This window comes from Actinoplanes sp. DH11 (assembly GCF_020873875.1).
Lineage (GTDB): Bacteria > Actinomycetota > Actinomycetes > Mycobacteriales > Micromonosporaceae > Actinoplanes.
The window spans coordinates 1-11,975 of sequence record NZ_JAHWGU010000039.1; the positions used below are offsets into that span (position 1 = coordinate 1).

At 71.6% G+C, this 11,975-nt stretch carries 12 protein-coding genes; 1 reads left to right on the top strand and 11 read right to left on the bottom strand.

Annotated features, from left to right (window positions below; all coding sequences use genetic code 11):
• The first annotated feature begins 292 nt into the window (after positions 1-292).
• Positions 293-697, top strand: a complete 405-nt coding sequence (locus LPA41_RS36615) for a hypothetical protein (RefSeq protein ID WP_229075873.1) — start codon at positions 293-295, stop codon at positions 695-697.
• A gap of 160 nt (positions 698-857) precedes the next feature.
• On the opposite strand, the gene LPA41_RS36620 is transcribed toward LPA41_RS36615, so the two are convergent.
• The 11 genes from LPA41_RS36620 to LPA41_RS36670 all read right to left on the bottom strand — a co-directional run bounded on the left by LPA41_RS36620 (position 858) and on the right by LPA41_RS36670 (position 11,926).
• Positions 858-1,583, bottom strand: a complete 726-nt coding sequence (locus LPA41_RS36620; RefSeq protein ID WP_229075874.1) for an SDR family NAD(P)-dependent oxidoreductase — start codon at positions 1,581-1,583, stop codon at positions 858-860.
• A gap of 29 nt (positions 1,584-1,612) precedes the next feature.
• Positions 1,613-3,361 (bottom strand): serine/threonine-protein kinase, encoded by a 1,749-nt coding sequence (locus LPA41_RS36625; protein ID WP_229075875.1) that lies wholly within the window; start codon positions 3,359-3,361, stop codon positions 1,613-1,615.
• Positions 3,362-3,487: 126 nt separating this feature from the next.
• Positions 3,488-4,981 (bottom strand): fused MFS/spermidine synthase, encoded by a 1,494-nt coding sequence (locus tag LPA41_RS36630; protein WP_229075876.1) that lies wholly within the window; start codon positions 4,979-4,981, stop codon positions 3,488-3,490.
• Between the two features lie 22 nt (positions 4,982-5,003).
• A complete protein-coding gene (locus tag LPA41_RS36635) occupies positions 5,004-5,465 on the bottom strand; it encodes a deaminase (RefSeq protein ID WP_255691331.1) in 462 nt (153 codons plus the stop codon).
• 95 nt (positions 5,466-5,560) lie between these two features.
• Positions 5,561-6,571, bottom strand: coding sequence for a hypothetical protein (locus tag LPA41_RS36640; RefSeq protein ID WP_229075878.1), 1,011 nt, complete (start codon positions 6,569-6,571; stop codon positions 5,561-5,563).
• Between the two features lie 63 nt (positions 6,572-6,634).
• Entirely contained in the window at positions 6,635-7,408 is a 774-nt protein-coding gene (locus tag LPA41_RS36645; RefSeq protein WP_229075879.1) for an SDR family NAD(P)-dependent oxidoreductase, read from the bottom strand.
• Between the two features lie 9 nt (positions 7,409-7,417).
• A complete protein-coding gene (locus LPA41_RS36650; protein ID WP_229075880.1) occupies positions 7,418-8,239 on the bottom strand; it encodes an inositol monophosphatase family protein in 822 nt (273 codons plus the stop codon).
• The gene (locus LPA41_RS36655) at positions 8,232-8,684 is read right to left on the bottom strand and encodes a response regulator (RefSeq protein ID WP_229075881.1); all 453 of its coding nucleotides are present in this window, start codon (positions 8,682-8,684) and stop codon (positions 8,232-8,234) included. The genes LPA41_RS36650 and LPA41_RS36655 overlap by 8 nt, the downstream gene beginning before the upstream one ends.
• Positions 8,681-10,285, bottom strand: a complete 1,605-nt coding sequence (locus tag LPA41_RS36660) for an ATP-binding protein (protein WP_229075882.1) — start codon at positions 10,283-10,285, stop codon at positions 8,681-8,683. Before LPA41_RS36660 ends, LPA41_RS36655 begins: the two co-directional genes overlap by 4 nt.
• Positions 10,282-11,478 carry a PP2C family protein-serine/threonine phosphatase gene (locus LPA41_RS36665; RefSeq protein WP_229075883.1) on the bottom strand — a complete coding sequence of 399 codons (1,197 nt, stop codon included), beginning with the start codon at positions 11,476-11,478 and terminating at the stop codon, positions 10,282-10,284. The genes LPA41_RS36660 and LPA41_RS36665 overlap by 4 nt, the downstream gene beginning before the upstream one ends.
• A 91-nt stretch (positions 11,479-11,569) precedes the next feature.
• A complete protein-coding gene (locus tag LPA41_RS36670; protein WP_229075884.1) occupies positions 11,570-11,926 on the bottom strand; it encodes a hypothetical protein in 357 nt (118 codons plus the stop codon).
• Positions 11,927-11,975: the final 49 nt, after the last annotated feature.

Below are 11,975 nucleotides of genomic sequence, written 5' to 3' on the forward strand. Positions count from 1 at the left end.
CCCCGGCAGGACACAGGAAGCCCACCACACCACGACCATCCAGCCACCACCAACCACCACACGCCAGCCGACACGCCCACCACACCAAATGGGCAACAGAGTCGCTAGCAGATCAACATCTCGACAGAGCGGCGCGCCACCGGAGCCAACGGGACGGGCTGATGCGCGCGTTGTCGGCCGGTCAGTGTCGAAGGTGCGGCGGCCGGGGCACTTCGAGTTCCGTCACGCGCGCCGCGGGTGGGCTTCGGGGAAAGGGTCAACGGGCCGCTGCCGGGATGGGAATGTCGACGGCATGACCGATAACGTCGCCGAGAGGCTGATGATCAAAGCGAACTCGACCGTGTGGCTCAACGAACCGGCGAGGCTGCCGCTGCTCACACCGATGCCGGACGGGGTTCGGGAGACGGCTGTGCTGGCTACTGCCGGTACCGCGGTGCTGTTCGCCGAGAACGCCACCGCCGTGCGGGAACAGCTGGCGGAGCATCGGGCGGACCTCGACAAGCCGGGCGCGTTCTGGATCGCCTACCCGAAGGGCAACCAGGCGGACAGCGACCAGGATTCGCTGGGCTCAATCATGGCCGATTTCGACATGCGGCCGGGCGAGCAGGTGGCGATCGACGAGCGGTGGTCGGCGCTGCGGTTCAGCACCAACCAGGCAGCCAAGGACCTGAGCGCCGACCAGACCGACGAGGGCTGAGCGCCGACCAGACCGGCGGGAGACTGAGCGCCGACCAGACCGGCGGGAGACTGAGCGTCGGCCAGACCGGCGGGGGACTGAGCGCCGGCCAGACCGGCTGGAGCCCGGCCGACGACGAGGGATGACGCGGGCGCCACACAGCGCCCGAGGACGGCGGGGCTCAGCGACCCAGGACCGAACCGCCGTTCACGTTGATCACTTGGCCGGTCACGAAACCGCCGCCCGGGCCGACCAGCCAGCGGACCGCCTCGGCGATGTCGGACGGCACGCCGGCGCGTTTGACGAGGGTCGCGTCGACGCGCTTCTGATGACCTTCGGGGGTCATCCGGCCGGCGAAGAACTCGCTGTCCGTGACGTAGCCGGGGGCTATCACATTGGCCGTGATCCCGTCCGCGCCGAGGCTGGTGGCGAGGTCGAGAGCGTACCCGTGCAGTGCCGCCTTGGCCGCCGAGTAGGGCCCGCCGCCGCCTCGCTGAGCCGCGATCGAGCTGGTCAGGATGATTTTGCCGCCGGGGCGGCGCAGGCGGGGCAGCAGGGCGGTGGTCATCAGTACGGCGGTGAGCACGTTCGAGTCGAGGTTGGCCCGCCAGCGCTCGGCGACGCCGGCCAGGGTGGTCTCGTCGTGGGCGAGGAACGCTCCGGCGTTGTTGACGAGCACGTCGACGGGCCGGTCACCGACCGCCTCGACGACCGCGGGCACCTGCGCCGGGTCGGAGACGTCGGCGGTGACGGCGACGGCCTGCGGGCCGATCCAGGTGACCGCGTCGGCGAGTACGCCGGCCCGCCGCCCCACGATGATCACGTCGTAGCCTTCGCCGGCGAGCATCCCCGCCGTCGCCTTGCCGATGCCGGTCCCGCCGCCGGTGACCACTGCGAGTCGAGTCATGCCTCGACCCTATGGCCTGCGGTGGGGCGCTACCGGGGCAGGGCCAGCGAGAAGCCGGCGCCACGCTTGGCCGCGGGCGGCAGGGTCGCCTCGGGCGTGGCCTGGGGCGGGGCAGGTTTGCGTACGCCGGCGCGGCGCTGTGGCACCCGTTTGCGTTTCCCGGTTCGGGCCGGTGGTTCGGCGGTGGTGCTGGCGCGCACCGAGTTGTTCTTGACGGGGGCCGGGTTGACGGTGCCCAGCACCTCGGCACGGCAGGGCAGGCCGTCCACGGCGAACGACAGCGGCAGCGGGTTCCGTTCCCGGTAGCCGCCCTGCAGCAGCACCGACTTGGACCGGCCCTTGCCGTTGACCACGACGCGGCGGCCTTGCTGGCTGATCGCCTGCGACGCCGGGGCCAGCCGCTGACTGCCGGGGTATCGGAACTCGGCCCGCCAGCGGGCGTTGTCGGCGGCGGTGGTCACCACGGTGAGCCGGGCCTCGAAGTCGGCGCCGGAGTCGCGCCGGACCTCGTACCGCACCGAGCACCTGCCGCGCGGCGTGCTCCGGGCGGAGCCGCCGACCGCCGCGCCCGCCGCACCGGCTGCCGTGGCGTGTGTCGTCTCCGCCTCGCCGGTCTGTTCGCGGTTGGTCCAGCTCAGCATGGTCGAGCCGAGCAGCACGGCGGTGGCGAGGGCGGCCAGCGAGAAGCCCCGGGACCGGCGGACGGAGAGGAACCCGGGCGACGGCCGCGGGACGAGGCCGCCGAGGAAGAGGCCACCGCCGAGCGGGCGTACCCCGCCCATCCGGAGCGCCGTGCCGATCCGCAGCCCGGCCCGCAGACGCAGGTGCCTGGCCCGGCCGGCCGGCCGGATCGGCGGGACCGGGACGACGGCTCGGGCTCCGGGGACGATGGGGCCCTCGCCGGACCGCAGCGGCGGGATGATCGGCCGCAGTCCGAGGGTGGCGGAGAGCGAACGGGCGATCTCGGCGGCGCCGGGGCGGTCGGCCGGGTTCTTGGCGAGGCAGCGCAGGCACATGTCGGCCACGGCGGCGGGCATGCCGGGCAGTTCGGGTACGGGTTCCGGGTCGGAGTAGAGGTGGGCCCGCAGCGCTTCGGCGGTGTTCTCGGCCGGCCACGGCATCCGGCCGGTGAGTGCGCGGTAGAGGAGCAGGCCGAGGGCGTACACGTCGGTGGCCGGTGAGACGGAGGCGCCGCCGAGGCGCTCCGGGGCGAGGTACGCGGGTGTGCCGAGCAGGCTGCCGTCCGGTGCGGCGTCCCGCTGCCCCACCACCGCGGAGATGCCGAAGTCGACGACTTTCGCACCGGCACCGGTCAGCATCACGTTCGCCGGGGTGACGTCGCGGTGCACCACGCCGCGGGAGTGTGCGGTGGCCAGCGCCGACGCGACCTCGGCGGCGATCATCACGGCTTCCTGCCACTCCAGCGAACCCTGCCGCCCGATCCGCGCGCCGAGCGACTCGCCGTCGTTGAGCTCCATCACCACGAACGGCACGGTGAGCCGCTCCGAGATCCGGGCCTCGCCGAAGTCGTGGATCCCGGTGATGTGCGGGTGGCACAGCCGGGCGGCGGCGAGGGCTTCCTGCCGCAACCGGTCACGGAAGGTACGGTCCTCGGCGAGCCGCGGCGACAGGACTTTCACCGCCACGTCGCGGCCCAGCGTCTCGTCGTAGCCGCGCCAGACGACCGACATGCCCCCGGCGCCGAGTTTTTCGATCAGGCGGTACCGGCCGGCGATCCGGAGCGATTCGTCCTGACCGGTTCGCTCCGTTCGCCCCATGGGCCGATTCTCGCCCGACTGATGAGCCGTCCGGTGCCGCACACAAAAACCCGTTCTTAAACCCGCGAATCGGCCCCAGTCGCCGCCGATCCTCGAAGATCCAGGCGGCGGGGTACGGCGGGCGCGTCAGCCGGCCAGGAGCTGGTCGACCGGGGCGTAGTCGTCGGTCAGTACCCGGGCGTCGCCGACGAAGGCCGTCAGCTCGGCGCCGGACAGCAGCGTCACCGGCTCGCGGACCGTGGCCAGCCGGGTGCGGATCGCCTCCAGCGGTAGGGGGCTCTTGGACGCCAGGATCACCAGGTTCGCGCCCTGCTCCCCCGCGAGCGCCTCCGGCGGGGCGATAAGCGCGACGTGCGGGAGCGCGGCCGCCACCGTCGCCACCTCGGCGCGGATGAAACGGTTCGGCGGGTAGTCGATGACGTTCTGCGCGTAGATGCCGTCGGTCCGCAGCACCCGCGCCACATCGGCCGCCATCTCCCGGGTCGCCAGGTGCCACGGCACCACCAGATGACCGAACGCGTCCCCCACGACCAGGTCGTACGCCGCGTCGGACTGCTCGGCCAGGCCGACCCGGGCATCACCCACCCGGACCCGCAGGTCCGGCCCGGTGACCAGGCCCAGTTTCTCCCGGTCCAGGTCGACCAGGCCGCCGTCGAGTTCCAGCACGACCTGGTCGCTGCCCGGCCGGGTGTCCCGCAGATAGCCGGGCAGGGTGAAGCCACCGCCGCCGATGTGCAGGGCGTCCACCGCGGTGCCGGCGGGCCGGGCCACGTCGGAGACGGCACCGATCCACTGGACGTACTCGAATTCCAGGTAACGCGGGTCGTTGAGGTCGACGTACGAGTGGCGGGCCGAGTTGAGGACCAGGGTCTGCCCGCCGGGTCGTGCCGGGTCGGCCTCCACCTGGGCGCAGTGGTAGGCCGTCTCCACGTCGCACGGCGTCGGGGACGTCGCGCCGAGCCCGGCACCGACCAGGCCGACCGCCGCGAGGGCCGCCCGGACCTTGGGCGAGCCCGGCATGTCGCGGCGCAGCCACCAGCCGAGAACGAGGCCGCTGACCGCGAGCAGCACGGCGAGGCTGAGCACGATCACGCTGCTCGGCATCGCGGCGACGAAGACGAACCCGGTCACCAGGGTCGCGGTGATCGCGCCGAGGGTGCCGATGCTGGAGAGCCGGCCGACCACGCTGCCGGCCCGCCGCAGGTCGCCGAGCTGAAGTTTGACCACCATCGGGGCGATCGTGGAGAGCACGAACGCGGGCAGGAAGATCGCCAGCGCGGCGAGCATCAGCACGGCCGGCGCGGCGCCGCCACGCAGCAGTTCGCCACCCCACCTGACCAGCGGCAGGGTGACGGCGGTGCCGATGGCCCCGAGAATGAGCGCGGGGGCGAGCAGGGCGCGCGGATCGTAGCGGTCGGCGAGACGCCCGCCGAGCCATGCGCCGTAGGCGATCGCGGCCAGCGCGACCCCGATCACCGAGCTGCTCACCTGGAGGGTGACGCCCACGTACGGCCCGACGAGGCGCAGCGCGACGATCTCCAGGACGAGGACGGCTCCGCTGGACCCGAAGGCCAGGGCGGAGGCGAGGGCCGAGGGCAGGGCGCGCGGCGGGGTTTCCACCGAGCGGATGCTACCGGGCGATTTACCTGCGCCGGGCGGCGGCCAGGACGCCGAGGTGCAGGTTCGGCTCCTGGGCGCCGAGCGCGAACTCCGGCAGCTCGAGGACCTCGACCCCGGCCGCCCGCAGCATGGACACGCCCTCGCAGTGCACGAAGATGTCCGGCTCGCGCCAGGCGATCACGACGCGCGGGATGCCGGCGGCAACGATCAGGCTGGTGCAGGTGGCGTGCGGGCGGCTGGCCCGTTCCGAGCACGGCTCCAGGGTGCTGTAGATCGTGGCGCCGCGGAGCCGGGGGTCACCAGCCACCTTGAGCAGCGCCGACTCCTCGGCGTGCACGCGGGGGTCGTCGTCGCGGGAGAACCCGGCGGCGATCTCCCGGCCGGACGCGTCGACGATCACCGCTCCGACCGCGAAGGCGGTCTCGGAGCGGGGACAACGGTGCGCCAGGTCGACGGCGCGGCTCATCCACCGGTGGTGGTCCATACGGCTCCGATCTGCGGTCACGGTGCTGGCCCGTACCTCATCGGAACGCTGTAGCCGCACTTTCGGTTCCCACCGAAAGGGTACGCAAAAGCAACTCAGAGCATGGACAGGTGCACGTGGTTGGTGTGCACCGCGGCCGGTCCCCCGCCCGCACTGTAGGCCCGCCAGCCGGTGCTGGGCATCCAGATCTCCCGGTACCAGATCACATACATCACGCCGAGTTTGCTCGCGTTCTTCACGTAGTACGCGGCCAGCCGGTCACCGTACGCCTTGTCCCCGCCGGTGGCCGCCTTGTTCTCGAAGCCGCCGGAGGCCGCGGAGAAGTCGCAGGCCCGGCCCTTGGGGTGTTCGCCGGACGCCCGCGCGCTGTAGCAGACCGTGTAGCGCTTGAACCCGTCGGACCGCGACTCCTGGTAGGCGTGCAGGGTCCGCGGCGTGATGCAGCCGCCGGAGGTGGGGTCCTTGACCGTGCAGGACTCCTTGGGCCAGGAGCCGTCGGAGTTGCGCGGCGCCGGTCGCGCGGCCGGGGAGTTCGCGTCGACGAAGCCGCCGGCCGCGCCACCGCCCACCTCGGCCAGGGCCAGCTCGGCCTCCTTCTTCTTCCGGGCCATCAGGCTGACCTGCTTCTTCTGCTCCTTGACCTCGGTGTCCAGCGCGACCTTGGCCCGTTTCGCCGTCGCCACCTCGTCGCGGTAGTCGGCGAGCAGGCCACTGTCCACCTGGGCGAGCATGTCGAGGCTCTGCACCCGTTCCATGAAGCCGTCCGGCGAGCTGCTGTTGAGCAGCATCGTCACGGTGCTGATCCGGCCCACCTGGTAGGAGCGGTTCGCCAGCTCGTTGACCTGCTTCGTCATCGCGGCGGCCTTCGTCTCCGACTCCTTGAGCCGGACGGCGAGCTGCGCCTGCCGCTTCTTCGAGGCCGCCAGCTTGGTCTTGGCCTGGTCGTACCCCTTCGCCGCGGTCGCGAGGGCGTTGCGCAGCTTCTTGCTGCCGCCCTCGTCGTCGGGGTCGGCAGCGGCCGGGGACGGCACGGCGAGGATCACCGCGGCGGCGGCGGTCAACAGGGCGAGCAGAGCGGTGCACCGGCGCGGAAATCTGGCCGACACGGATACCTCCAAGTCGTGAGCGCCGGTACTTTACCCCGCCGGACCTGGAGAGAGTGCTGTCGATCAGGTGGCCGAGTATCCACCGTCGACGAAGAGTGTCTGACCGGTGACCGCCTGAGCTGCGTCGCTTGCCAGGAAAACCGCGCATCCGGCGAAATCCACCGGCAGGCCGTTGCGCCCGATCATGGTGCGAGCGGCGTGTGCGGCCACTTTCGTGGGATCCGAGAACACCTCTTCGGTGAGTGGTGTGTGCACCACACCGGGTGCTATCGCGTTGCAGCAGACGCCCTGCCGGGACCACGCCTCGGCCTGCGAGCGGGTCAGCCCGACCAGGCCGGCCTTGGCCGCGCCGTAGGCGCCACTGTTGCCGTAGGCCCGGAACGCCTGCTGCGAGACGACGTTGATGATCCGGCCCCAGCCGCGCCGGGCCATCGCCGGGGCGAACGCCTGCCCGAGCAGGAACGGCGCGGTCAGGTTGGCCTCGATCGTGAGGTCCCAGTCGTCCTCGGTCAGCTGCGCCAGGTGCGGGCGGATGTTGACGGCTGCCGAGTTGACCAGGACGTCGGGTTCCCCGTACTCCTCGATGATCTTGGCTGCGGCGACCTTGACCGCCGCGCGCACCGCGAGATCGGCGGTGACCGCCCCGGCCTGCACGCCGTGCGTGCGCAGCTCCGCGACGACCTCGGCCATCGGGGCCTCGCGCCGGGCCACCAGCACCACGCGCGCACCGGCGCGACCCAGAGCGAGCGCGATCTCCCGGCCGATCCCGGAACTGCCGCCGGTCACCACCGCGAGGCGCCCGCCGAGACCGAAGAGCTGATCGAGGTACGAGGACACGCGCCGACCCTAACCCTCGGGGGTTTCTGGCGCGCCGTCCGGGAAGAGGGTGTCGCGCACCGTCTCCCAGATCTCGTCGTTCGCGGCGACCAGCAGGCCACGTCTGCGGTTCGTCGGCAGGTAGGCCGAGCCGTCCCAGTGCCGCACGGTGCCGCCGGCCTCCCGGACGATCAGCGAGCCGGGCACGTGGTCCCAGGGCAGGATGCGCCAGAACATGGCGAACTGCTGCTCATCGGTCGCGACGGCCGGGTACTCGTACCCCGCGCAGTGCCGCCCCTGGGTGTGCCCGCCCAGACCGGTCGCGTTCGCCAGGATCGGGTCCCGCAGGTCGTCGGGGTAGTACTTGTGCGAGATCACGCCGTGCAGGCCGGCCGCGCCCGGATCGTCGGCCCGGGTCTTCACCCGGACCCCGTCGCGGTAGGCGCCCGAACCGGCCTCGGCCACCGTCAGGTGGTCACCGACCACGTCGAGGATCCACGCGGCCTGCGGCTCACCGTCGCGGACCAGCGCGACCATCACGCAGAACGGTGTCCGCCCGGCGGCGAAGTTGTTGGTGCCGTCGACCGGATCCACGATCCAGACGGCGCCTTCGGAACCGAGCCGGTCACGGACTGCCGGGTCGGCCGCGACCGCCTCCTCGCCGACCACCAGGGAACCGGGCAGCAGCGCGGTCAGGCCGCGGGTCAGCGCCCGCTCCGACTCCTGGTCGGCGATGGTGACCAGGTCGCCGGGTGCCTTCTCGAGCACCTCGCCCTCGGCCAGGTGCTTGAAGCGCGGCAGGACGACGGTGTGCGCGACCTCGCGGATGAGTTCGGCGACCTGATCAAGCACGCGGCGGCAACTTCACGACGCTGACGAAGAACTCGTCGATCTGGCGGATCACCGCGATGAAGCGCTCGAAGTCCACCGGCTTGGTGACGTACGCGTTCGCGTGCAGCTGGTAGCTGCGCAAAATGTCCTCGTCGGCCGAGGAGGTGGTCAGCACGACGACCGGGATCCGGCCCAGCTCGTCGTCCTTCTTGATCTCCTCGAGCACCTCGCGGCCGTCCCGCTTCGGCAGGTTCAGGTCGAGCAGGATCAGGTCCGGGCGGACCGCGTCCGCGTACTGCCCCTCGCGGCGCAGGTAGGCCAGCGCCTCCGACCCGTCCTGGACCACGGTGAGCCGGTTGCGGACCTTGTGCTCCTCGAACGCCTCCTGCGTCATCAGGACGTCACCGGGGTCGTCCTCGACGAGGAGGACCTCGATCGGTGTGCCGTTCTCCCTCGTGATGCTCATGCATCCACCACCTCTCGCGCGCCGTCATGCTGCTGCTCGGGGTCGTCCGTACCGGGCAGCACCGGCAGCGTGAAGTAGATCGACGCGCCCTCCGGCACGTCGACATCCAGCCAGACCCGCCCGCCATGGTATTCGACGATCTTTTTCACGATCGCCAGTCCGATGCCGGTCCCCTCGTACGCGTCACGCGCGTGCAGCCGCTGGAAGATCACGAACACCTTGTCGGCGAACTCGGCCTCGATGCCGATCCCGTTGTCCCGGACGTTGATCTGCCATTCGCCGCCGTCACGCTCCACGGTTATCCGCACCACGGGCGGCACGTCCGGCCGGCGGAACTTCAGCGAGTTGCCGATCAGGTTGATGAAGAGCGTGGTGAGCAGCGGCTCCTCGCCCTCCACTGTGGGCATCTCCGGCCAGGTGATCTCGGCGTCCTCGCCGGCCCGGGCCTCCAGCTGCGACTTCGCGTCGGCCAGGATCTTGTTCAGGTCGACCTCGGTGAACCCGCTGGTGAGCCGGCCGATCCGGGAGAACGCCAGCAGGTCGTTGATCAGCCGTTGCATGCGCTGGGCGCCGTCCACGGCGAACCCGATGTACTGGTCGGCCCGCTCGTCCATCTGGCCGGCGTAACGGCGCTGGAGCAGCTGGCAGAAGCTGGCCACCTTGCGCAGCGGCTCCTGCAGGTCGTGCGAGGCGACGTAGGCGAACTGCTCGAGGTCCCGGTTGGATCGGGTGAGCTCCTCGGCCTGGTTCTTGAGCTGCGCGTTCACCCACTCGATGTGGCTGCGGGCGTCGCGTACCTCGGTCAGTTCGCTGGCGATCTGCTGGCGCATCCGGTCGACGTCGTTGGCCAGCGCCACCAGGTCGGACGAGCCGCCCTCACTGACGATGTGCCGGTCGTAGTCGCCGGCCGCCACCCGGCGCACCTGGTCCGCCAGGTCGGTGATCGGCCGGCTGACCAGCCGGTCGAGCAGGAACAGCAGGAACGCGCCGGTCAGCACGATGATCACGGCGGCGGCGATCTCGATGTAGACCAGGGTCCGGCTGGAGTCCCGGGCCGCTACCGCCGAGGCCGCCCGCAGCACCTGGATGTGCGACTGCATTTCGGCGACCGACTGGCGCACCGCGTCGAACTCCGTGGTGTCCGAGGCCTCGACCAGCCCGCGCCCGGCGGACGGACCCTGCTCGCGCACGGTCCGGATGATCGGCTCGGCCACGTCGGCCCGCCACGTCTCGGCCCGTGCCTGCACCGTCGCCAGGGCGTTGCGGATCTCGTCGTCGCCGGGTTTCAGCAGGCCCTGGATGCGGGCGATCTCCCGTTGCTGGTCGGCGAGGCCGGTCTCGTAGGGCCGGAGGTTGCGGTCCTCGCCGGTGATGGCGAACCCGCGGATGCCGGTCTCCTGGTCGACCAGGGCGGTGTTGAGCGTCTCGCCCGCGGCCCGCATCGGGCTCGCCCGGTTCAGCACGTCGTCGACCTGCCGGTTGTTGGCCGCCGCGGTGAGCGCCGCGAAGACGCCGAGCGCGCCGAGCAGCACGCCGACCGCGGCGCACAGCGCGACGATGCGGCCGCGCAACGTCCAGCTGCGCGCGTCGAACAGGCTCACCGTCCACCACCCCGGGAGATCAGCAGCATCGCGACGTCGTCGGTGAGCGGCCCGCCGTTGTCCTCGTCGGCGCGGCTCACCAGCCACGGCGGCAGGCCGGGCAGCGGCACCGCCCGGGCGGCCGGCTCGTCCAGCAGCTTGCACAGGCCGTCGACGTCGAGGCGCTCGTTGCCGGCGCCGACCCGTCCCTCGATGAGGCCGTCCGTATACATCAGCAGTGACCAGTCATCGCTGGGGAACTCCAACTCCGTCGCGGGTGTCGGGGTCGGACGTACCCCGAGCACGATGCCGGTACGCGCGGCCACCGGCTGGGCCCGCCCACCGGAGAGCAGAACGGGAGGCGGGTGGCCGGCCAGCCGCACGGTCGCCCGGTTCGCCGGCAGGTCGATGCTGACCGCCGCCACCGTGGCGAACACCTCGCGGGCCCGGCGCTCCGACATCAGCACCTGCTCCAGGGAGGCGAGCACGTGCTCCTCCGGGACACCGGCGAGCACCAGCGCCCGCCACGCCACCCGGAGCTCGACACCGAGGGCGGCCTCGTCGACGCCGTGCCCGCAGACGTCACCGACGATCACGTGCAGCCGGTTGGCGCCGATCTGCACCGCGTCGAAGAAGTCGCCGCCGAGCAGGCCCAGCGCCCGCCCGGAACGGTAGAACGTCTCCACCGCGACCTCGGAGGTCTGCATCAGCGGCTGCGGCAGCAGGCCCCGCTCGAGACGGGCCGACTCGGCCTGGAGCAGCTCCACCTCGCGCAGCCGGCGGGCGTTCTCGTCGGCGCGTTTGCGCTCGACCGCGTACCGCAGGGACCGGATCAGCAGAACCCCGTCGACCTGGCCCTTGACCAGGTAGTCCTGGGCGCCCTCGGCGACCGCCTGCACACCGAGGTGCTCGTCCGAACGCCCGGTGAGCACGCAGACCGCCGCGCTGCCGGCGACCGCGAGCAGCTTGCGCAGCCCGTCGATGCCTTCGGCGTCCGGCAGGCCCAGGTCGAGCAGCACGCACTCGACACCGGTCAGTGACTCCCGCGCCTCGCGCAGGGTGCTGGCGACCGTCAGCTGGAAGGGTGCCTCGGCCTCCTCGAGCAGCTCACGCACGAGGAAGGCGTCGCCCTCGTCGTCCTCGACGAGCAGGATCCGCAACCGCTCCAGCTGGTCCGCCGCGTACCTCGAGGGCGCGAGCGACCGCTCCGTCATTCCGATTCCCCACTCGACGCATAGGTGACCCGCAAATCGTGTACCACCCGGCGCGCGACCACAACTCGCGTCATCACCTCGTGACCTGCGCTCACGGCTGCTCCGCCGGCGGGGTGCCCCCGTTGTCGGCCGCCACCCGGCGGGCGTGCTCGGCGATCACCTGGCCGAGGATGCCGTGCAACCTGCCGCAGTCGCGGCAGTGCAGGTTCTCGTCGAGGTGCCGGCCACCGCAGCCGACGCAGTTACCGCGATCCTCCGGATCCCGGTAGGACACCAAGGCTTTGCACAGCGCGCGCACCACGTGATCACTCAGAGTGAATACGTCCTCGCCGAGCGCGGTACGCACGCCGAGGACGGCGACGGGAGCGGCGTCCGGATGCGGGTTGTACGGGGACACCGCGTCGATGAATTCCGCGATCACGGCGGCCGGGTCGAGCGGAGTAGTCACCGGTCCACGCTATTGCACGCGGGAATGGATCTTCGGGGTACCCAGCCGG